19 protein-coding genes are annotated in these 20867 nt (G+C 56.1%); 8 read left to right on the forward strand and 11 right to left on the reverse strand.

The window, feature by feature from the left end:
* Nucleotides 1-49: 49 nt before the first annotated feature.
* Nucleotides 50-2395: a fatty acid cis/trans isomerase gene (locus ACFQPC_RS08090; protein ID WP_382271378.1), complete on the forward strand. Its 2346-nt coding sequence runs from the start codon at nt 50-52 to the stop codon at nt 2393-2395.
* A 12-nt stretch (nt 2396-2407) separates the two neighbouring features.
* Here the strand turns inward: ACFQPC_RS08090 and egtB are convergent, their stop codons facing one another.
* Nucleotides 2408-3625, reverse strand: a complete 1218-nt coding sequence (gene egtB / locus ACFQPC_RS08095) for an ergothioneine biosynthesis protein EgtB (RefSeq protein ID WP_382271379.1) — start codon at nt 3623-3625, stop codon at nt 2408-2410.
* A 76-nt stretch (nt 3626-3701) separates the two neighbouring features.
* The gene (gene egtD / locus ACFQPC_RS08100) at nt 3702-4652 is read right to left on the reverse strand and encodes an L-histidine N(alpha)-methyltransferase (RefSeq protein WP_382271380.1); all 951 of its coding nucleotides are present in this window, start codon (nt 4650-4652) and stop codon (nt 3702-3704) included.
* 289 nt (nt 4653-4941) lie between these two features.
* On the opposite strand from egtD, the gene ACFQPC_RS08105 reads away from it, so the two are divergent.
* From ACFQPC_RS08105 to ACFQPC_RS08130, 6 genes are all read left to right on the forward strand, one after another.
* The gene (locus ACFQPC_RS08105; RefSeq protein WP_382271381.1) at nt 4942-6729 is read left to right on the forward strand and encodes an ABC transporter transmembrane domain-containing protein; all 1788 of its coding nucleotides are present in this window, start codon (nt 4942-4944) and stop codon (nt 6727-6729) included.
* A gap of 106 nt (nt 6730-6835) precedes the next feature.
* Nucleotides 6836-7810, forward strand: a complete 975-nt coding sequence (locus ACFQPC_RS08110) for a thymidylate synthase (protein ID WP_382271382.1) — start codon at nt 6836-6838, stop codon at nt 7808-7810.
* 18 nt (nt 7811-7828) lie between these two features.
* On the forward strand, nt 7829-8317 hold the full coding sequence (locus ACFQPC_RS08115) for a dihydrofolate reductase (protein ID WP_382271383.1): 489 nt from the start codon (nt 7829-7831) through the stop codon (nt 8315-8317).
* A gap of 172 nt (nt 8318-8489) precedes the next feature.
* Nucleotides 8490-10742 (forward strand): arginine/lysine/ornithine decarboxylase, encoded by a 2253-nt coding sequence (locus ACFQPC_RS08120; RefSeq protein WP_012079048.1) that lies wholly within the window; start codon nt 8490-8492, stop codon nt 10740-10742.
* A gap of 26 nt (nt 10743-10768) precedes the next feature.
* Complete coding sequence (locus tag ACFQPC_RS08125; RefSeq protein ID WP_382271384.1) at nt 10769-11191, forward strand: VOC family protein; 423 nt, start codon at nt 10769-10771, stop codon at nt 11189-11191.
* 47 nt (nt 11192-11238) lie between these two features.
* Complete coding sequence (locus tag ACFQPC_RS08130) at nt 11239-11694, forward strand: PliI family lysozyme inhibitor of I-type lysozyme (RefSeq protein ID WP_382271385.1); 456 nt, start codon at nt 11239-11241, stop codon at nt 11692-11694.
* Between the two features lie 4 nt (nt 11695-11698).
* Here the strand turns inward: ACFQPC_RS08130 and ACFQPC_RS08135 are convergent, their stop codons facing one another.
* Both ACFQPC_RS08135 and ACFQPC_RS08140 read right to left on the reverse strand, forming a co-directional pair.
* Nucleotides 11699-12229: a chromate transporter gene (locus tag ACFQPC_RS08135; protein WP_382271386.1), complete on the reverse strand. Its 531-nt coding sequence runs from the start codon at nt 12227-12229 to the stop codon at nt 11699-11701.
* On the reverse strand, nt 12226-12807 hold the full coding sequence (locus ACFQPC_RS08140) for a chromate transporter (RefSeq protein WP_382271387.1): 582 nt from the start codon (nt 12805-12807) through the stop codon (nt 12226-12228). Before ACFQPC_RS08140 ends, ACFQPC_RS08135 begins: the two co-directional genes overlap by 4 nt.
* Before the next feature lie 98 nt (nt 12808-12905).
* Between ACFQPC_RS08140 and ACFQPC_RS08145 the strand changes: the two genes are divergently transcribed.
* Nucleotides 12906-13811 (forward strand): LysR family transcriptional regulator, encoded by a 906-nt coding sequence (locus tag ACFQPC_RS08145; protein WP_382271388.1) that lies wholly within the window; start codon nt 12906-12908, stop codon nt 13809-13811.
* Nucleotides 13812-13817: 6 nt separating this feature from the next.
* Here ACFQPC_RS08145 and ACFQPC_RS08150 read toward each other — a convergent pair whose 3' ends face one another.
* The 7 genes from ACFQPC_RS08150 to hrpA form a co-directional block, all read right to left on the reverse strand.
* Entirely contained in the window at nt 13818-14114 is a 297-nt protein-coding gene (locus ACFQPC_RS08150; RefSeq protein ID WP_382271389.1) for a hypothetical protein, read from the reverse strand.
* Nucleotides 14115-14290: 176 nt separating this feature from the next.
* Nucleotides 14291-14992, reverse strand: a complete 702-nt coding sequence (locus ACFQPC_RS08155; protein ID WP_382271390.1) for a hypothetical protein — start codon at nt 14990-14992, stop codon at nt 14291-14293.
* A 20-nt stretch (nt 14993-15012) separates the two neighbouring features.
* Nucleotides 15013-15579, reverse strand: coding sequence for a dCTP deaminase (dcd, locus tag ACFQPC_RS08160; RefSeq protein WP_012079041.1), 567 nt, complete (start codon nt 15577-15579; stop codon nt 15013-15015).
* Between the two features lie 82 nt (nt 15580-15661).
* The gene (locus tag ACFQPC_RS08165; RefSeq protein WP_012079040.1) at nt 15662-15928 is read right to left on the reverse strand and encodes a hypothetical protein; all 267 of its coding nucleotides are present in this window, start codon (nt 15926-15928) and stop codon (nt 15662-15664) included.
* A gap of 9 nt (nt 15929-15937) precedes the next feature.
* Nucleotides 15938-16243 (reverse strand): hypothetical protein, encoded by a 306-nt coding sequence (locus ACFQPC_RS08170; protein ID WP_382271391.1) that lies wholly within the window; start codon nt 16241-16243, stop codon nt 15938-15940.
* 21 nt (nt 16244-16264) lie between these two features.
* Nucleotides 16265-16825 (reverse strand): hypothetical protein, encoded by a 561-nt coding sequence (locus ACFQPC_RS08175; RefSeq protein ID WP_382271392.1) that lies wholly within the window; start codon nt 16823-16825, stop codon nt 16265-16267.
* A gap of 41 nt (nt 16826-16866) precedes the next feature.
* On the reverse strand, nt 16867-20826 hold the full coding sequence (hrpA, locus tag ACFQPC_RS08180; RefSeq protein ID WP_382271393.1) for an ATP-dependent RNA helicase HrpA: 3960 nt from the start codon (nt 20824-20826) through the stop codon (nt 16867-16869).
* Between the last annotated feature and the right edge of the window lie 41 nt (nt 20827-20867).

Below are 20867 nucleotides of genomic sequence, written 5' to 3' on the forward strand. Positions count from 1 at the left end.
GCAAAATGCGGCAAGGTCACATACACCTTCCATTTCCAGGGTATGTCGCATGCGCCGACTTCTGCTCTTACCCGTCGTCATACTGATAGCCGCCTGCGGTACGCTGCTCAGCTCGCAACTGGATAGCCTGTATGGCCCGGCGGACCCGACGCGCTTTGATGTACCCATGGCACCGTCGGCCGACCTGTCCTACCTGCAAACTATCCAGCCTATATTGAATCAACGCTGCGTGGTGTGCCACGCCTGCTATGACGCGCCCTGCCAGCTCAAGACTACCAGCTGGGATGGCCTGGCACGCGGCGCGAATAAAACCACGGTTTATGATGCGTCGCGCCTGCTGGCAGCTGATCCCTCGCGCCTGTATATCGACGCACAAAAACCTTCAGAGTGGCGCCAGCGTGCTTTCTTCCCGGTACTGAACGAACACATGTCGACGCCGGAAGCGAATCGCGCGGTCGGCCTGATCCATCGCATGCTGGTCTTGAAGCAGCAGCATCCGTGGCCGTCCGAAGAAAGCAAAAACAACACCCTCGATATCTCCGCAGATCGCGTCAATATGTGCCCGGCCGATTTTGAAATGGCTGCTTACGAACGCAAACAACCGCTGGCAGGTATGCCCTTCGGCCTGCCCGGCCTGTCAGCGGAAGAACATCGCAAGATGACAGCGTGGCTGGAACAGGGTGCACCATACGAAGGCCAGCCGGCCTTGCCGACATCTGTCATCACCAGGGTCAAGTTGTGGGAAAACTTCCTGAACGGCGACTCGCTGAAAGAACAGCTGTTCGCACGTTATGCCTACGAGCACCTGTTCCTCGCGCATTTGTATTTCGGCGAGGACAAGCAACGCCACTACTTCAAACTGGTACGTTCGGCGACACCGCCCGGACAGCCGATCAAAATCATTTCCACAGCGCGTCCGGTCGACGACCCGAAAATCAGCCGCGTCTACTATCGCCTGACGGAAGAACGCGAAACCATAGTCGCAAAAACGCATATGCCGTATCGCCTTGATGCGAAACGCATGGCACGCTGGCGCAGCCTGTTTTTTGAAGTACCTTACCAGGTCGACAAGCTGCCGGGCTACAGCGAAGAAACCGCAGCCAATCCATTCGCCACCTTCGCGCAATTGCCGGTCGGTGCACGCTATCGCTTCATGCTGGATGAAGCCGAGTTCACGATCATGGGATTCATCAAAGGTCCGGTATGTCGCGGCCAGGTCGCCTTGAATGTGATCCAGGACCAATTCTGGGTTACCTTCCTCGCTCCTTCCGACAGCTATGACAAGGATGTCGACGCGCTGTTGCAACAAAGCGCGGAATTGGCCCGCCTGCCCACCGGTAGCCGCACTACCGGCTTGCTGGCACCATGGCTGGCCTACGGCAAACTGGAAAACGAATACCTTAAAGCACGTTCCGCCTTATTGGCCAAGTCCATCAAGAAACCGGCTGACGTCAGCCTCAATCTGATTTGGGACGGTGACGGCAACAACGATAACGCGGCATTAACCGTATTCCGTCATTTCGACAATGCGAGCGTGGTTAAAGGCTTTGTCGGCGACACGCCAAAAACCGCCTGGGTCATAGGCTACCCTTTGCTGGAACGCATCCACTACCTGCTGGTCGCCAACTACGATGTGTACGGCAATGTCGGCCACCAGCTCGCATCGCGCTTGTATATGGATTACTTGCGCGCTGAAGGCGAATCCACCTTCCTGATGCTGCTGCCCAAGGCGCAGCGCATCACGACACGCGACGACTGGTATCGCGGTGACAGCCAGTCAGTACGTGAGCAAGTATATGGCGGGCCAGCCAGCACGCTGGATGTCGATAGCGGCATACGCTATGTGAGCGATAATCCGAAAAAGGAATTACTCGAGTTGATGAGGAAGCGACTGGCGCCGGTCATTTCCACCACGCTGGATTGGACGAAACAGACACCTGCCGCGCTGCAAGCGCCACTGAAATCGCTGGCGGCAAGCAAAGGTATCGCCTTGCAATGGCTGCCGGAAACCGCGCTACTGGTGGTCGAAACGCCGGATGGCAAAGCCAGGTCATACAGCCTGATGCGCAATACCGCACATGCCAGCGTCTCGCATCTGCTGGGCGAACGCAAGGAACTGGTCCCGGCCGAAGATACCCTGACCCTTACGCCGGGCATTAATTTCAGTTATCCGAATGCCTTCTATCGTGTCAGCGCAGCGGAATTGCCGGCCATGGTTTCCGCGCTGCAGGGATTACGCTCGGAAAATGACTATGCCGCCTTCAGCAAACGCTGGGCGGTACGACGTGACAATCAGGATTTCTGGACTTTCAGCGATACCCTGCACAAACGCTACTTCACTGAACAGGCATTGGAAGCAGGCATACTCGATTACAACCGCCTCGAGTTCCGCTAGGCATTTGCTGCTCTATGCCTGGCGTGCGAGGCGGATGCCGGTGAATTGCCAGCGGGCAGATGACGGAAAGAAATTGCGGTAGCTGATGCGCGCATGTCCGTCGGGTGTGACGCAGGATGAACCGCGCAATACATATTGGTTCGCCATGAATTTGCCGTTGTACTCACCGAGTGCCCCGGCCGCCGCTTCATAGCCGGGATAAGCGGCATAACTGCTGCTGGTCCACTGCCAGCAAGTACCGAATAACTGGCTCAACTCTGCCGTCGTTTGCGCCGCATGTTCCCACTCCGCTTCGGTCGGCAGGCGCGCACCACTCCAGCGCGCATAAGCATCCGCTTCAAAATAGGAAATATGGGTCAACGCCGCATTCAAATCCAGCGGCCGCATGCCTTGCAGCGAAAAGGTATGCCAACCCCTGTCATGCTGCCAATACAGCGGATGCTGGATTTGCTGTGCCTGCACCCAGTCCCAGCCTTCGGACAACCATAAGGCCGGATTTTCATAGCCACCCGCTTCGACGAAGGCCAGGTATTCGCGATTCGTCACCAGTCGTGATGCCAACTCATACGCTTCGACAAATTGTCGGTGACGCGGCAATTCATTATCAAAGCAAAAGCCTGTGCCTTCATATCCGACTTGCACCACGCCACTGGCAAATGGAATCCATTCCAACGCAGGCGGTGCTTCCGCCAGTGAGTACAGGATATCGGCATAGGCCGGCTTGAGCGGATTGCGTGAAAACAGATGCAAGACATCCGTCATCATCAATTCCTGATGTTGCTGTTCGTGCTGCAAGCCGAGTTCCAGCAAACCCCTGATTTCCGTCAACAACTGTGGCGGCAATGGTTGTGACAACAAGGCTATTACACGTGCATCCACATCGCGACGGTAAGCCAGCACTTCATCGAAAGGAGGACGCGTCAATAAACCGCGCTGTGCACGCGCATGCTTGTCACCGACCCCGTTGTAATAGGAATTGAAAAGGACGCGAAAGGCCGGATGATGCGGCTGGAAGTTGCTTTCGAAACGTTCGAGGATGAAGGTTTCGAAAAACCAGGTGGTATGTGCCAGATGCCATTTAATCGGACTCGCATCCGGCATCGATTGCGCCGCGCAATCTTCTTCCGATAGCGGTGCGGCGAGCGCGAGAGAACGGCCACGCACTGAGAGGTAAGGCACAAGCTCTTGCTGCGGTGCCAGCAGATGGATGGTTTCTGTCTGTACGTTCATTGCAATCCGTCTTAAAAAATTACGGGATGCCGCTTCATTGAAGCTATTGCAGCAGTCTACTGCAATCCGCTTACCATCAGTTTACATGCGCATGACACACCATGAACCACTGCTGCGGATCGGTCCAGAACGATAACTTGCGGAAACCCGCCTGCTCCAGCAAATCCGTAAAGCTGCGCTGCGTGTACTTGTAACTGTTTTCAGTATGTATGCGCTCACCGCGTTCAAAGCGCCGTTCGCCTTGCGGCCAGCGCACGATTTGCCCTGATGCCGCTTCCAGGTGCATTTCAATCCGGCTGGCCTTGTCATTGAAAAATCCGCGATGGCGCCAGCCCTGCACATCAAAGTCGGTACCCACCAAATGATTCAGGTGCCGCAACAGGTTCAGGTTGAAGGCCGCGGTAACGCCCAGCGCATCATCGTAAGCCGCATCGAGGATGGCTTTATCCTTGACCAGGTCAACACCTATCAACAGGCCACCGTCTTCATCGCAGGCGGCACGTATGCGCTGCAGGAACGCCAGCGACTCTTCCGGTGTGAAATTACCGATGGAAGAACCGGGATAAAAGAACAGGCGCTTTTTATCCCGCACGCTATCCGGTAACAATAGCTCGCTGGAAAAATCCATGCCGATACCGGTCATGACGATGGAAGGGAATTGCTGCTGCAAACGCTGCAGCGACTCGCGCAGGAAGCTGACGGAAATATCGACCGGCACATATTGCACCGGCTGCAAGCCGGGAAACAGGCGCGCCGCCTTTGCGCAATTGCCGGCACCGAGGTCGATCAGCGTACTGCCGCTGCCTATTGCCTGCGCAATCGCCCTGCCATGTGTTTTGAAGATGAGGGCCTCGGTGCGGGTCGGGTAATACTCCGGCAACTCGCAGATCGCCTCGAATAATTTGGAACCCAGCGCATCGTACAGATACTTGGGTGATGTAAAAGCCTGTGCTGCGCTCAAGCCCGCGAGCAGTTCGTCACGGACACTCTGGTCATTCTGTTCGTTACACTGGATGAATTGCAGCAATCTGCTCCCCCGTGATGCGTGAATCTGAATGACCCTATTTCGGCGTGACAGTTCATTTACCGGGCAAAGATAGCGCTTGCCCTCCACCGGCTCGTCCCCATATTGCCTGAGAACAAAGCGTTTTCGGTATTTTTTACAAAAGTTGCAGGAAAAATAGCCGGCCCGGACTGGTGTTAAGCTAGCCCGGCATGCCAGTTGCGCAGCAGTATATTAAATTAGCGTTAAATCCCGGTGACAAGCAGCCAGCTGTTGGCATCAACTTTTATCAGCACATCAAAATACGGCATCCATGACCATCCAGACCTCCCGGGAATTACAAAAAGGCAGTATCGCGACACTGCGCGGCTTGCTGAAATTTTTGCTGCCCTACAAGAAGCAGTTTGTGCTGGCCGGCATTGCGCTGATCGTCGCCGCTGCCGCCACACTCGCCATTCCCTACGCCTTCCGTCAAATGATAGACCTCGGTTTCGGTGCGAATGGCATGCACGACACGTCCAGCATCAATACCTATTTCATCGCACTGTTTGGCGTCGCCTGCGTACTGGCGATTGCCACTGCGGCGCGCTTCTATATGGTGTCCTGGCTCGGTGAGCGCGTGACTGCCGATGTCCGCAATGCAGTGTATTCACACGTTGTCACGCAAAGCCCGCAATTCTTTGAAACCACGCAAAGCGGTGAAGTGCTGTCACGCATCACGACCGACACCACGCTGATCCAGACCCTGATCGGCACCAGTATTTCGATGGCGCTGCGCAATGCCTTGCTGTTCGCGGGTGGACTGGTGATGCTGTTCTTCACCAGCATCAAGCTCTCATCCATCATCCTGGTCACGCTGGCCTTCGTCGTATTGCCGATAGTCTGGTTCGGTCGTCGTGTACGGACCTTGTCGCGTGATTCGCAAGACCGCGTGGCGGATGCTTCCGCGCTCGCCGGTGAAATCCTGAATGCGATGCCGACCGTGCAAGCCTATACGCATGAAAAGATAGAAGCCAAGCGCTTCGGCCAGACCGTGGAAAACGCATTCAAAACCGCAATGCGCCGCATACGCGCACGCTCGCTGCTGACCATGATTGCGATCCTGCTGGTATTCGGCGCGATTGTCTTTGTGCTGTGGCTGGGTGCCCATGCGGTGATAGACGGCAGCATGAGTGGCGGCCAGCTCGGCCAGTTTATTTTGTATTCGGCAATCGTCGCCGGCGCCATCGGTGCCTTGTCTGAAGTACTGGGTGATGCGCAACGCGCCGCCGGTGCCACTGAACGTTTGCTCGAATTGCTATCGGTGCAATCACCTATCTCGTCACCTGCAACGCCACGCAGCCTGCCACCACGCCGCGCAAATGGCGCAGCGCTGACGCTGGACCTGGTGACCTTCCACTATCCGTCACGCCCGTTGACACCGGCCCTGTCAAATCTGTCGGTTTCTATCCAGGCGGGAGAAACCGTCGCCATCGTCGGCCCGTCCGGTGCCGGCAAGACTTCCTTATTCCAGTTGCTGCTGCGCTTTTACGATCCGCAAGAAGGTGTGATCGAACTGGACGGCATCGATATCCGCGAACTCGACTTGCATGCGCTACGCAATACCATAGGCATCGTGCCACAAGACACCGTGATCTTTTCCGCCAACGCGATGGAAAACATCCGCTATGGCCGACCTGAAGCGAGCGATGAGGAAGTGATAGCCGCAGCACGCCTGGCGGCCGCGCATGAATTCATAGAGCGCCTGCCGGAAGGCTATCTTTCCTTCCTCGGCGAACGCGGCGTGCGCCTGTCCGGTGGCCAGCGCCAGCGCATTGCGATTGCACGTGCTTTGCTGAAAAATCCACCGCTGCTGTTGCTGGATGAAGCCACCAGCGCACTGGATGCCGAATCCGAGCGCCTGGTGCAAGGCGCGCTGGAAGCGGCGATGGTCGGTCGGACCACACTGGTGATTGCCCACCGGCTGGCGACGGTGCAACGCGCCGACCGCATCATCGTGATGGAACATGGCAAGATCGTCGAAACCGGTACCCATGCATCGCTGGTCGCGGCCGGCGGCCTGTACGCCAGCCTCGCCGCCCTGCAATTTGGCCAGCACTGAAGCCGATCTGCTTGCCCATCGCCGTAACCCGTTAAAATAGCGAATTATCGGGAAATATCGGAATACCTATATTTCTGACAACTAAACTAAAAAAAACGGACTACGCATGAAACAGTATCTTGACCTGGTGCGCACAGTACTTGATACCGGCACCTGGCAGGAAAATCGGACCGGCATCCGCACCATCAGCATCCCCGGTGCCATGTTGCGCTTCGATCTGCAAAAAGACGGCTTCCCTGCGATTACCACCAAACGGCTCGCCTTCAAGTCGGTCATAGGCGAATTGATCGGTTTCCTGCGCGCGACACGCAGCGCTGCAGAGTTCCGCGAACTGGGTTGCAAGGTGTGGGATCAGAATGCCAATGAAAACACCGAGTGGCTGAACAATCCTTACCGAACCGGCCCGGACGACCTGGGCCCGGTATATGGCGTGCAATGGCGCCAGTGGCCGGCCTACAAGCTGCTCGACGCGGACCAGCAGGCACAAATAGCCGATGCGCAAAAACGCGGTTTCCGCGTGGTGTCGGCTGTCAACGATGAAGGCAAGGATAAGGTCTTGCTGTACAAGGCGATAGACCAGTTGCGCGATTGCCTGGATACCATCATCAAGAACCCGGGCAGCCGCCGCATCCTGTTCCACGGCTGGAACTGCGCCGACCTCGATGCAATTGCATTGCCGGCCTGCCACTTGCTGTACCAATTCATCCCGAACGCCACGACCAAAGAGATTTCGCTCTGCCTCTACATCCGCAGCAACGATATCGGCCTCGGCACCCCGTTCAACCTGGCCGAAGCCGCCGCACTGCTGCATGTGGTCGGCCGCCTGACCGGTTACACGCCGAAGTGGTTCACCTACTTCATCGGCGATGCACATATTTATGAAAACCATCTGGATATGCTGAACGAACAAATGACGCGCGAACCGCATCCGGCACCGAAACTGGTGCTGTCGGATCGCATCCCGGATTACGCAGTGACCGGCAAATACGAGCCGGAATGGCTGGAAAAACTGGAACCGGGCGATTTCAGCCTGGAAGGCTACCAACACCATGCGCCGCTGACCGCGCCTATGGCGGTTTAATCACACAAGATCAAAGACATGTCCGCACACCTGACCATCGTCGTCGCCACCGATTCCAATAACGGTATCGGTATCAATAACACCCTGCCCTGGCATTTGCCGGAAGACCTCGCGCACTTCAAGCGTACCACCTCGGGCCATCCGATCATCATGGGTCGCAAGACTTTCGACTCGATCGGCCGTCCGCTGCCGAATCGCCGCAATATTGTTATTACTCGTAATGCAGGGTGGCAACACGCAGGCGTGGAAGCCGTCACCTCGCTGGACGCCGCCAAGGCACTGGTGGGCGACAATCAGGCCTTCATCATCGGTGGCGCACAAATCTATGCCGATACCGTGGCGCAGGTGGATCGCCTGATCGTGACCAAGATAGACAAGTCCTTCGATTGCGACGCTTTTTTCCCTGCCATAGATCCGAAAACCTGGCAGGAAACGGCACGCGAACAGCATCATTCGGATGCGAATGGCTACGATTACGCGTACATCACTTACGAGCGTATCGGCTAGTCTGAACGTTTTTGTAACACTGGCGTCACAGTAGTGCCGCACTATGCCGCCAATCGCTTATTTGGCGGCTTTTTTCTCCCCAAATCGCACACATATCTGCGAAAATTCGCATTCTTTATCTGACGTACCAGATTAGCTGGTGCGCCGCACTTTTCGTCTTGTTGGAGACCTCATGAAATTTCGCTTCCCCATCGTCATCATCGATGAAGATTTCCGTTCCGAGAACACGTCCGGGCTCGGTATCCGCGCGCTGGCCGAAGCGATCGAAAAAGAAGGCATGGAAGTGCTGGGGGCGACCAGCTACGGCGACCTGTCGCAATTCGCGCAACAGCAATCGCGCGCTTCCGCGTTCATCCTGTCCATCGACGATGAAGAGTTCGGTGCCGGCTCGTTTGAAGAAACCGATTACGCACTGAAATCGCTGCGTGCCTTCGTCGAAGAAATCCGCCACAAGAACGCCGACATCCCGATTTACCTGTATGGCGAAACCCGCACTTCGCGTGATATCCCTAACGATATCCTGCGCGAATTGCACGGCTTCATCCATATGTTTGAAGACACGCCGGAATTCGTCGCCCGCCATATCATCCGTGAAGCGAAGTCGTATATGGATGGCCTGTCGCCACCCTTCTTCCGCGCACTGGTGCATTACGCGCAGGACGGTTCCTATTCATGGCACTGTCCGGGTCACTCCGGCGGCGTGGCTTTCCTGAAATCACCTATCGGCCAAATGTTCCACCAATTCTTTGGTGAAAACATGTTGCGCGCCGACGTCTGCAACGCGGTGGAAGAACTCGGCCAGTTGCTCGACCATACCGGTCCGGTTGCCGCTTCCGAACGCAATGCGGCGCGTATCTTCAATGCCGATCACTGCTACTTCGTCACCAACGGTACTTCGACTTCGAACAAAATGGTGTGGCACTCGACCGTCGCCCCCGGCGATATCGTCGTGGTCGACCGCAACTGCCACAAATCCATCCTGCACTCGATCATCATGTGCGGTGCGATCCCGGTCTTCCTGATGCCGACCCGCAATCACCTCGGCATCATCGGCCCGATTCCGCTGTCCGAGTTCTCGATGGAAAACATCCGTAAGAAAATCGAAGCGAATCCGTTTGCACGCGAAGCCGTCAACAAGAAGCCACGCATCCTGACGATCACGCAATCGACTTACGACGGCGTGATCTACAACGTCGAAACACTGAAGGACATGCTGGACGGCGAGATCGACACCCTGCACTTTGATGAAGCATGGTTGCCACACGCGACCTTCCACGATTTCTACAAAGACATGCACGCGATCGGCAAGGATCGTCCACGCGCCAAGGAATCGATGATTTTCTCGACGCAGTCGACGCACAAATTGCTGGCCGGCCTGTCGCAGGCCTCGCAAATCCTGGTGCGCGAATCACAAAGCGTGAAGCTGGACCAGGATGCCTTCAATGAAGCCTACCTGATGCACACTTCGACTTCGCCGCAATACTCGATCATCGCTTCCTGCGACGTCGCAGCGGCGATGATGGAAGCGCCGGGCGGTACCGCGCTGGTCGAAGAAAGCATCCTCGAAGCGCTGGACTTCCGTCGCGCCATGAAAAAGATCGACCAGGAATGGGGCCAGGATTGGTGGTTCCAGGTGTGGGGACCGGACAACTTCTCGGCCGACGGTATCGGCTCGCGCGAAGATTGGATGATACGCGCGGAAGACGACTGGCACGGCTTCGGCAACCTGGCTCCGGGCTTCAATATGCTGGACCCGATCAAGGCCACCATCGTCACCCCGGGCCTGTCGCTGGAAGGCAAGTTCGGCGAGTCCGGCATCCCGGCTTCCATCGTTACCAAATACCTGGCTGAGCACGGCGTCATCATTGAAAAATGCGGCCTCTACTCCTTCTTCATCATGTTCACCATCGGCATTACCAAGGGCCGCTGGAATACCTTGCTGACTGCGCTGCAGCAGTTCAAGGATGACTACGACAAGAACCAGCCTATGTGGCGCATCCTGCCGGAATTCGCCGCGGCGAATCCACGCTATGAACGCATCGGCCTGCGCGACCTGTGCCAGCAGATCCATGACTTCTACAAAGCCTATGACGTGGCACGCCTGACGACAGAGATGTACCTGTCCGACATGCAACCGGCGATGAAACCATCCGACGCATTTGCAAAAATGGCGCATCGCGAAATCGACCGCGTGCCTATCGATGAGCTGGAAGGTCGCGTGACATCCATCCTGTTGACGCCGTATCCACCGGGCATCCCTTTGCTGATCCCGGGCGAACGCTTCAACAAGACTATCGTCGATTACCTGCGCTTTGCACGTGACTTCAACGAGAAATTCCCAGGCTTCGAAACCGATGTCCACGGCCTGGTGACACGTGAAGTCGACGGTAAACGCGGTTACTTCGTCGATTGCGTACGTCAGTAACACTGCCTTGATTGAGGGAACATGAAATGAAGCCTCGTATCAGCGTCATCACCCTCGGCGTCGATGACCTGGAACGAGCGCTGCATTTCTATCGCGACGGGTTGGGATTGCAGACCGAAGGCATCATCGGCAAGGAATTCGAACACGGTGCAGTCGCTTTCTTCGATTTACAGGCGGGACTGAAGCTGGCCTTGTGGCCGCGTGCCAGCCTGGTACACGATAGCGGCGTCCCGCTCGCGCCGGCCAGCTCCAGCGAATTCAGCCTCGGGCACAACGTGTCATCGAAAACCGAAGTCGATGCCGTCATGCTGCAGGCCGAACAAGCCGGTGCACAAATCATCAAGGCCGCGCACGAGACCTTCTGGGGCGGCTATGCCGGCTACTTCAAGGATCCCGACCAACACCTGTGGGAAGTCGTCTGGAATCCGGCGTGGAATGCACCGGACTAATACTGGCCCTCACCGAGTCGTTTACGGCTGTCAAAGATACAAACCTCATGAATAAACTCGCCCTCTTCTGCATCACGCTCGCCTTCTCCGCCGCTGCCACGGCTGCCGACAATAACGGCCGCGTGATCAAATCCGCCCTGCACCCGCAAAGCAAAGGCATGGTAGTGGTAGCCGAAGGCGACTACGAACCACGCAGCATAGGCAGTTACACACTACGCATCTATGCAAAGAATGACCCGGCCTATCCTTACGATGAATTCGTCACCGGCGCCGTACGCCAGCGTAATGGCACGATAGAAAGCCTGAAGTTTGCCGACCTTGATCGCGATGGCGCACAAGAGATTATCGTCACGACACGCTATGTCGGCAGTGGGAACTACGTAACGGTGGATGCCTATCGTTTGCGCAAGAAAAACTTGCAACTGCTTACCTCGATTGCAGGCATGGATGCGAGCAAAGATGCGATACAGGCACTAAAACAAAAACTCGCCAAAACCCGCTAAGCGGTCAAACCAGGCCATTCCCGAGCAAAGCCACCAGGCTGCCTACCAGCAGCAGCCATAGCGGATGTATCCGCGTTTTCCATGCGAGCAGCGCGCTAAAAACGGTGATCGCTGTCAGCAGCCAGTTGGTATCCGACGCATGTGCAATTACCGCGGCGCTGGCGGCAACGATACCGGCCGTCACCGGCACCATGCCTGACTGTATATAGGCACGCCACGGTTTATCCTTGAAGCGTTCCCATGCATGCAGCGACATGATGGTCAGCAGCGATGAAGGACCGAACTTCGCAATCGCAGTCACCAGCATGCCAGCCCAGCCCGCCACTTGCCAGCCAACCAGGTTCACTATCATCATGTTTGGCCCCGGTGCCGCCTGGCTCAAGGCAAACAAGGCGCTGAATTCCTTCGCAGTCATCCATTGATGCACTTCGACCACCTGGCGCTGCATCTCCGGCAGGATGGCATTGCCGCCGCCAAAGGCCAGCAACGACAGCTGTGAAAAAATCAGGAATAAGGCGATCAGGGTCTGCGTCATTTTTTACTCCTTGCAGTTACCCAAATGCTCAGCGGCGTCATCACCAGCATCACCCATAGCAAAGGCCAGCGCAGCAAGGCAATTGCGATAAAACAAATCAGCGCTACCAGCGCCATCAAATACTTCTTGCGCAAGGGCAGCGCGATCTTGATCGCCATCGACACCAGCAAACCGGCTGCAGCCGCAGCCAGTCCGGCAAATACATGCGCGACCTGCGCATCGTTCTGGAAGCGTTCATACAACATGCCCAACATGATCAGCACCACCGATGGCATCGCGACCAAACCCATGATGGAAACGAAGGCGCCCTTCACGCCGCGAAAACGCATGCCGACTGCGACCGACAAATTAATCATATTGCCGCCGGGCAGGAACTGGCACAGTCCCAGCAATTCCGTGAACTCGGTTTCATCCAGCCAGCGTTTGTCTTCAACCAGCATCCGGTGCGCCAGCGGCAAGGCGCCGCCGAAGGCCATCATGCCCAGCCCCAGGAAACCAAAGAACAGTTGGCGCAAGCCGGGAGCCTGTACTGCCACCGCACCCTCCGGCGTTTCTGCTATTTGTGTACTGCTGTCCATCTTCTTGCTTCCGTCATAGCTATCGATATGCGAAAGCTTACGCGTGTAGCGTCATTCAGTCTAATATATGGAATCGTCACTAAGCATACTTAAAATATATGTCATCCATAGACCTGCGCCTGCTGCGCTACTTCGTCATCGTCGCGGAAGAAGGCCACCTGACCAAGGCCGCGCAACGCATAGGCATACAGCAACCGCCGCTGAGCCAGCAAATCCGCGCACTGGAAAAAGAACTGGGCGTAACCCTGTTCCGTCGTATGCCGCGCGGTATGGAATTGACCGAGAGCGGACAGGCATTGTTGATAGATGCACGCCTGATACTGGAGCAGGTCAATACGACCATAGAAGGCGTGCGCCGTATTTCGCTGGGCGAAAGCGGCCGCCTCGCAGTCGGCTTCACCGAGTCCGCCGCACTGCACCCTTTCATACCGGCGGTGATACGCGCATTCCGGCAAAAGTCGCCGGGCGTCATCATGGCAGTCGAAGAAAGCAATACCAACGAACTGGTCGAAGACTTGCGTCACAACCGGCTCGACGTAGCTTTCATACGTTCACCGATAGGCAGTGCTGCCGGTTTGAAGATGGAAACCATGCTGGTGGAAGAAATGATAGTCGCACTGCCGATCACGCACCGGCTGGCGCAGCGTCGCAAAAGCCTGCCACTGACGGCCCTGGCCGAAGACGACTTCATCCTGAACCGCCGTCCCAGCGGTCCCGGTCTCTATGACAGCGTGATCGCAGCCTGTCGTGCCGCCGGTTTCAGCCCGCAGGTAGTACAGGAAGCAAGGAAGAATTTATCGACGCTGAGCCTGGTCGCCGCCGGACTCGGCGTGTCCATCGTCCCGGCCTCGATGCGGCATGTACAACTGAAGGAAGTGGTTTACCTGAAGCTGGAGCAGGCACCCGACCTGCGGGCGCCGCTGCATCTGGCGTATCGTGATGAGCCGCAATCGGGTGCGGCGGAGAGAATGATTATCGAAGCGAGGAAACTGGCGCAGCGTTAAAGAAAGCTACTCTTCAAAGCTGCGATCATACAAAGCGCTCAACTCCTGTTCTGAGAGTTTGTTGTCGGCGCAAATGCAATAACCACTTCTCGAAACTATTTTGTATGGGATCAAACCCATGAAAGCCGGGACGAAATCATAATCATAGGAGTCGATCATGGTTTCGCTATGTCCCACGCCCTTGCACACCAGGGCAGCCTGTTCATTCCACATGGATTGTGCAGAAGCATAGTTTGGCAGCGGCCCCGCATTTGTCTGCACTTTGACGTAGTACAAACCGGGCTTGACCATACGAGTAGCCACACCACCTCCCCACGGGGCGCGCTCTCCCGCAGCAAGGTTGTAACTGGACGCGCAGCCTGTGAGCGCAAGGGACAAGCTCACGATAAGGAAATATCTATAGGACATCATGGCGAGAGTTATACCTTCTCTGAAGTACTTAAAACCTGCTCATGGAGATAGGCGCAGCGTTGATACTGCTAGCCGCGCACTTCTGTGTCTACTTCTTCCGGTTGCGTAGCGGGCTGACTTTCAGCTGGCGCTTGCCGCTTTACCTCTGGTTGCGCTTCCGTCTGCACAACAGGCTTGGCTGTATGCTTAGCTACTTGTACACCCGCAATAAATGTTTCCGCATCCTTGGCGAGGTCCTCTGCCACTGCGTCACCGCGATGCGACATGCTGATCATGAAGCCGACGCCGGGTACCGTAGGATGCTGGCAATACAGGGAATTAAATTGCAGCACCAGTTGCACGGTTTCAGTTGCTGAAGTGCTGCTCTTCGCCTTCAGGTCTTCGGTGACGCCAACATACCTGATGCACGGATAACCACGCTGTTCGGTATATTCATAATCGGCGGAGACCGGCTTGTAGCGCTCGGTCGGTGTATCCGCCAGCACGCCCTGTTTCACCAGCGCTTCAAATTCCGCGCGGTCTTTTAAATCAGGCAAGGCAAACAGGTTGACCTGGGCGACAAAGCTTTCATTCACCGCAGCACCGCTGCGGGCAAAGGCGAGCTCCGCCTGCGACGACTTGACTATCATCCAGTCACCGCTAAGCGGCGCGCGTACATCAAGGAAAGCATTGGAAAACATTTTACCGGCCGGCACCAGCGCTTGCGCATGCAGCAGCGCAGGAGCAAAGCACAGCAAAGCCGGCGCGAGCAGACACGCAAACTTTTTCATGGCAAATCCGGAAAGACGCATCAGGTTTTAGGCAGGGTCACACCGTGTTGACCTTGATATTTGCCGCCGCGATCCTTGTATGATGTTTCGCATACTTCATCGCTTTCAAAGAACAGCACCTGGGCACAACCTTCACCCGCATAAATCTTGGCCGGCAATGGTGTGGTGTTGGAAAACTCCAGCGTCACGTAACCTTCCCATTCAGGCTCGAACGGCGTTACGTTGACGATAATGCCGCAACGCGCATATGTCGATTTGCCGAGGCAGATCGTCAATACATTACGCGGGATGCGGAAGTATTCAATGGTGCGTGCCAGCGCGAACGAATTCGGCGGGATGATGCAGACATCGCTCTTGATATCGACGAAAGAATTTTCATCGAAATTCTTGGGATCGACGATGGTGCTGTTGATATTCGTGAAAATCTTGAATTCGTCAGCGCAGCGTATATCGTAACCGTAGGATGAAGTGCCGTAAGAGACGATCTTCTGGCCGTTGGACTGACGCACCTGACCCGGCTCGAACGGTTCGATCATGCCGGTTTGCTCTGCCATGCGGCGTATCCATTTATCGGATTTGATGGTCATATTCTTCGATTTAAGTGAGTGTTGTAAGGAATTTCCGCAATTTTACGCGAAATCAGCCGGCATTCGGCTTCAGGCCACGCGCTTAGGGCAGCTTAAACCTGAGAAATATCGCGATTGCGGCTGGAACACCGAATATCAACAGGAAAATCGGCAATTCTTCGCCGAAGGAATAACCAGCCTGGCTGATGCCGACCCACATATTGAAGGCCGATATGGCCAGCCATAGCGCAACAAACAAGCCTACCGCCCCACTGGTAGCGGCCGGATAATGCGCCGAGAACAGCCGCGCCAGCAAGAGCATGGCGGCCAGGATCAGGAAACCCGCAATCAAGAAACTGAGTGTACGCATATTGCCTCCCTAAGGTTTGCTGCTGCCTGCCTCTATCTGCTCTTCATAATCATTGAGCTTGCCGATGACAGCCGGGCGTCCGGCATATTTCTTTTTCAACTGTAACAGCCTGGCATCCGTGCCTCTGCATAGCTTATTCATATTCTTGAGCAGGAATTGCCGCCGCTCTTCGTCATACGCTTCCTCGCCGCGGAAATGATCGCAACCATCGCGTTTTTCGACAAAGCGCGCAACATCAGCCGGCAACTTTGCCTGTGCCCATAAAGGCACAAAGGTACTCGTAACGAGCAACAGGCAAAGGAATGTCATGCGCATGACAGATATGGCTGACCGCGCCTATGAGGAAGCCGGTACGCGCAAGGCGCGCATATACGCATCCTTGGTTGCTTTATTAAAGAATGATGGCTGATACAGCACGACCGCCGGGCTGTCTTTCGCCTTGATCGTGAACTTGAACAGGAAAGTTGAATTGCCACTGCTATACAACCATGGCGACGCTTCCCTGGTCGCTGCGACCGGGTTGGTCTTGCCTATCCAGCTCTGGCTTTTCAGGACAGGCGCGTCGTCCTGCAACACCAGTTGCAAACGACCGTCGGCAGGATCTACTTGTTCTATGCGTACGGATTCCAGTGTCGGACTCTTTTTAACGAAGAAAGAAAAACTCTGCCGTATTTCGGACTGCCCGGCATCACCCGGTTTCAGGCTGGCGATATAGCCGGCAACCTCTATCTTGTAATCTTCATTTTCCGCCGGCAAGGCACCGCCGCGCACCATAGGCAAACTGATGGTCTTGCCACCATCTACCTTAAACTGCGCTTGCTGCACAATTTGTCCATGATGCGTGGCGCAACCAGCCAATAGCGCAGCGCCCAAGGCTGCAGACAACAAATATTTCATTTCCATTCTTCCTTTACTGATATCCATTCGACACAAGCATCCTAGCGCTGCATCGACTCCCACACTTTTTGCAAACGTTTGACTGACACCGGCATCGGTGTACGCAATTCCTGCGCAAACAGGGACACCCGCAACTCTTCCAGCAACCAGCGGAACTCGGTCATCTTCGGATCGCCATGGCGTTCCTTCAACGCCCGTTGCCACGGCGCGGCCGCCTGCTGCCATTCGGCCATCGCCCGTGCATCCCGCGCCGGATCGGCACGCAATTTATCGATACGTACATTGATGGCTTTCAGGTAGCGCGGGAAATGCGTGAGGTTGGTGTAATCGTTGTCCGCGATAAAACGTTTACCCACCAGGCCCTGCAACTGCGCCTGCATATCGTTCACAGCCTGCGTATGTGCTTTCACCGTTTGCAGCTTCTTCGGCAAGGCATGGTACTCGGTCAGCACCAGGCCCACCAGGCGGGCAATCTCATTCACCAGCAAGCCCAGCCTTGATTTGCCTTCATCCTTGCGCGCATTGAACTGCTCTGCGGTTTTCGGCAAAGGCTCTTGCAGGCAGGCGCGTTCCAGTCCGGCATGGATGATCTGCTCACGCAATTCTTCCTGCGAACCCAGCGCCATGAATTGCATGCCCATTTGCTGCAAACCGGGAATATTCTTTTCCAGGTACTTCAGCTGTTCTTTCAACTGCAAGGCCAGCAAGCGGCGCAACCCGATCCGGTGCACACGCGCCGCTTCATTCGGATCGTCAAACACTTCCAGGTCGCAATACGCACCCTTGTCGACCAGGGCCGGGAAGCCGATCAACGTTTGCTTGCCCTGCTGGATTTCCAGCAACTCCGGCAATTCGCCAAAGGTCCAGCTCGTCAGGTTTTGATGTATGCCGGTTGCCGCCGCCGTTGATGATGTGGCCTTGTTGTTCGTTGCAGGTGTAGCCGCTTTACCAGGCACTTGCACTTGTGCCGCCTGCGCCATCGGTGCAGCCGTTTTTTCCGCAATGCGCTGGAAGCTCTCGCGCGCCTGCCCGCCAAACTCGTTGCGCAAGGAAGCGAGGTTGCGTCCCATTTCCAGCTGGCGACCATGCTCATCAATCACTTTGAAATTCATGAATTGATGCGCGGACAAGGTTTCCAGTTTGTAGTCGGTGGTCTTGGTGGCGATACCGGTTTTCTCGCGCACATCAGCGATGACCGCATCCAGCAAACTGCCTTTGCCAAAGGCGTGCGCATCCTGCACGCGATCACAGAAGCCTGCGGCATAATCCGGCAAGGGCACGCAATGGCGACGCAGCTTTTGCGGCAAGGACTTCAGCAGCAAATGTACCTTTTCCTTCAACATGCCGGGCACCAGCCATTCGCACCTGTCCGCCGAGACCTGGTTCAAGGCATACAAGGGCACGGCCAAAGTGACGCCGTCGCGCGGGGTACCGGGTTCAAAGTGATAGGACAAAGCCATATCGACGCCGGCCACATTCATCACCTTCGGGAATAACTCGGTCGTCACACCCGCCGCTTCATGCCGCATCAAATCATCGCGGTTCAGGTAAAGCAGCTTGGGTTCTTTCGCCGTCGCATCCTTATGCCATTTCTCGAAGCTGATGCCGTTGTGGATATCGGCAGGAATCAGCTTGTCGTAGAAAGCGGCAATCAAATCATCATCGACCAATACATCGAGGCGACGCGATTTGTGTTCGAGGTTTTCGATTTCGCGCACCAGCTTGTGGTTATGCGCAAAGAAAGGTGCGCGCGTTTCAAAGTCACCACCGACCAATGCATCGCGTATGAATATCTCACGTGCATCGGCCGGATTGATCAAGCCATACTGGATACGACGCTGGCTATACACCACCAGGCCATACAGGGTTGCGCGCTCATAAGCGGACACCTGTGCCGTGCGTTTTTCCCAGCGTGGTTCGCCATAGGATTTCTTCAACAAATGACCGGCCACACGTTCCAGCCATTCCGGCTGTATCTGTGCGATGCAACGTGCATACAGGCGCGTGGTATCGACCAGCTCGGCCGCCATCACCCATTTGCCGGCTTTCTTGATCAGGCTGGAACCCGGCCAGATATGGAATTTGATACCTCGGGCACCAAGGTAATGCGGCTCATCTTCTGCCTTGAAGCCGATATTGCCGAGCAAACCGGTCAGCAAGGCCGTATGCAATTGTTCGTAAGTCGCCGGCGCCTCGTTCAGGCGCCAGCCCTGCTCACGCACAATGGTCAGCAACTGCGAATGTACATCGCGCCATTCGCGCAAACGTAGTTGCGACAGGAAATTGGCACGACATTCTTCCTGCAGCAAGCGATTCGACTTCTTGTGCGCGATCGCGTCTTCAAACCATTTCCAGATTTTCAGATAGCTGGTGAATTCCGATTTTTCATCGGCGAATTTTTTGTGCGCATTGTCGGCTGCGCCCTGCGCTTCCATCGGGCGATCCCGCGGATCCTGCACCGACAAAGCCGCAGCGATGATGAGCACTTCAGTCAGGCAGACATTGTCCTTGGCCGCCAGGATCATGCGCCCTACGCGCGGATCCAGCGGCAGCTTGGCGAGTTCACGGCCAAGTTTGGTCAGCCTGTTTTCATCATCGACCGCACCCAGTTCCTGCAGCAACTGATAACCGTCGGCAATCGCACGGCCCAGCGGTGGCTCGATGAAAGGGAAAGTTTCGACATCGGTCAGGTGCAAGGACTTCATGCGCAGGATGACAGACGCCAGCGAAGAACGCAGGATTTCCGGTTCGGTAAATTTCGGCCGCAACAAATAATCCTGTTCGTCGTACAGGCGGATACAGACACCGGCCGCGACACGGCCGCAACGACCGGCGCGCTGGTTCGCCGCCGATTGTGCGATCGGTTCTATCTGCAGTTGTTCGACTTTATTGCGGTAGCTGTAGCGCTTCACGCGCGCCAGCCCGGCATCGACCACATAGCGGATGCCCGGTACGGTCAGCGAAGTTTCCGCGACGTTGGTCGCCAGCACGATACGGCGCGCATTCGAAATCTTGAATACCCGCTCCTGCTCCTGCACCGAGAGGCGCGCAAACAGCGGCAGGATTTCAACATGCGGCGGATGATGCTTGCGCAAGGCTTCCGCCGCGTCGCGAATTTCGCGCTCGCCTGGCAGGAATACCAGCACGTCACCAGAACCGATGCGCGCCAATTCATCGACTGCATCGACCACCGCATCCATCAAGTCACGCTGGCCGCGTTCCTTGGCCGCCAGTGCGGAACGACGGGCGGCGGCCGCATCCGAAGTGGCGTTCGGATTACTGTCGGCATTCTTGTCGAAAGCTTCAACCGGGCGATACCGCACTTCAACCGGATACAAACGGCCGGATACTTCTATCACCGGTGCCAGTTTGCCGTTGCTGCCGAAGTGCCGCGCGAAACGATCCGCATCGATGGTGGCCGACGTAATGATGACTTTCAGGTCCGGACGCTTGGGCAGTAACTGCTTCAGGTAGCCGAGCAGGAAGTCGATATTCAGGCTGCGTTCATGCGCCTCATCGATGATGATAGTGTCGTACTGGCGCAGCAGTGGATCAGTTTGCGTCTCGGCCAGCAGGATACCGTCGGTCATCAGCTTGATCCACGCGCCCTTGGTCAGGGTGTCGTTGAAGCGTACCTTGAAGCCGACGTGTTCACCCAGCGGCGAACCGATCTCCTGCGCAATGCGTTTGGCGGTCGATGATGCGGCGATACGGCGCGGTTGCGTATGACCGATCAGGCCGTTCAGGCCGCGCCCTAGTTCGAGGCAAATCTTCGGCAATTGCGTGGTTTTACCGGAGCCGGTTTCACCACTGACGATAATCACCTGGTTCGCCTGGATCGCGCGCGCGATATCGTCGCGCTTGCCGGAAACCGGCAGCTCTTCTGGGAAGCTGATCGCCGGTAAAGGATTGCGTACCGGCGGAGCGGATGGGGCCTGCGCGTTACGCGCCGGGCGCCGGGATGCATTACCCGGCCTTTGATTGGATTCTGGAGCTGACATGTAGGGCAGAATTATACAGAGCAGTGTCGCATTTCGTCGTC

The sequence above is a fragment of the Herminiimonas glaciei genome, from assembly GCF_042664955.1.
GTDB classification, from domain to species: Bacteria; Pseudomonadota; Gammaproteobacteria; order Burkholderiales; family Burkholderiaceae_D; genus Oxalicibacterium; species Oxalicibacterium glaciei.

What these genes read in the sequence shown, in the direction of transcription:
- ACFQPC_RS08090 (WP_382271378.1), top strand. Translation starts at nt 50, where the DNA reads ATGCGCCGACTTCTGCTCTTACCCGTCGTCATACTGATAGCCGCCTGC.
- egtB (WP_382271379.1), bottom strand. Translation starts at nt 3,625, where the DNA reads ATGAACGTACAGACAGAAACCATCCATCTGCTGGCACCGCAGCAAGAG.
- ACFQPC_RS08105 (WP_382271381.1), top strand. Translation starts at nt 4,942, where the DNA reads ATGACCATCCAGACCTCCCGGGAATTACAAAAAGGCAGTATCGCGACA.
- ACFQPC_RS08110 (WP_382271382.1), top strand. Translation starts at nt 6,836, where the DNA reads ATGAAACAGTATCTTGACCTGGTGCGCACAGTACTTGATACCGGCACC.
- ACFQPC_RS08115 (WP_382271383.1), top strand. Translation starts at nt 7,829, where the DNA reads ATGTCCGCACACCTGACCATCGTCGTCGCCACCGATTCCAATAACGGT.
- ACFQPC_RS08120 (WP_012079048.1), top strand. Translation starts at nt 8,490, where the DNA reads ATGAAATTTCGCTTCCCCATCGTCATCATCGATGAAGATTTCCGTTCC.
- ACFQPC_RS08125 (WP_382271384.1), top strand. Translation starts at nt 10,769, where the DNA reads ATGAAGCCTCGTATCAGCGTCATCACCCTCGGCGTCGATGACCTGGAA.
- ACFQPC_RS08130 (WP_382271385.1), top strand. Translation starts at nt 11,239, where the DNA reads ATGAATAAACTCGCCCTCTTCTGCATCACGCTCGCCTTCTCCGCCGCT.
- ACFQPC_RS08135 (WP_382271386.1), bottom strand. Translation starts at nt 12,229, where the DNA reads ATGACGCAGACCCTGATCGCCTTATTCCTGATTTTTTCACAGCTGTCG.
- ACFQPC_RS08140 (WP_382271387.1), bottom strand. Translation starts at nt 12,807, where the DNA reads ATGGACAGCAGTACACAAATAGCAGAAACGCCGGAGGGTGCGGTGGCA.
- ACFQPC_RS08145 (WP_382271388.1), top strand. Translation starts at nt 12,906, where the DNA reads ATGTCATCCATAGACCTGCGCCTGCTGCGCTACTTCGTCATCGTCGCG.
- ACFQPC_RS08155 (WP_382271390.1), bottom strand. Translation starts at nt 14,992, where the DNA reads ATGAAAAAGTTTGCGTGTCTGCTCGCGCCGGCTTTGCTGTGCTTTGCT.
- dcd (WP_012079041.1), bottom strand. Translation starts at nt 15,579, where the DNA reads ATGACCATCAAATCCGATAAATGGATACGCCGCATGGCAGAGCAAACC.
- ACFQPC_RS08165 (WP_012079040.1), bottom strand. Translation starts at nt 15,928, where the DNA reads ATGCGTACACTCAGTTTCTTGATTGCGGGTTTCCTGATCCTGGCCGCC.
- ACFQPC_RS08170 (WP_382271391.1), bottom strand. Translation starts at nt 16,243, where the DNA reads ATGCGCATGACATTCCTTTGCCTGTTGCTCGTTACGAGTACCTTTGTG.
- ACFQPC_RS08175 (WP_382271392.1), bottom strand. Translation starts at nt 16,825, where the DNA reads ATGAAATATTTGTTGTCTGCAGCCTTGGGCGCTGCGCTATTGGCTGGT.
- hrpA (WP_382271393.1), bottom strand. Translation starts at nt 20,826, where the DNA reads ATGTCAGCTCCAGAATCCAATCAAAGGCCGGGTAATGCATCCCGGCGC.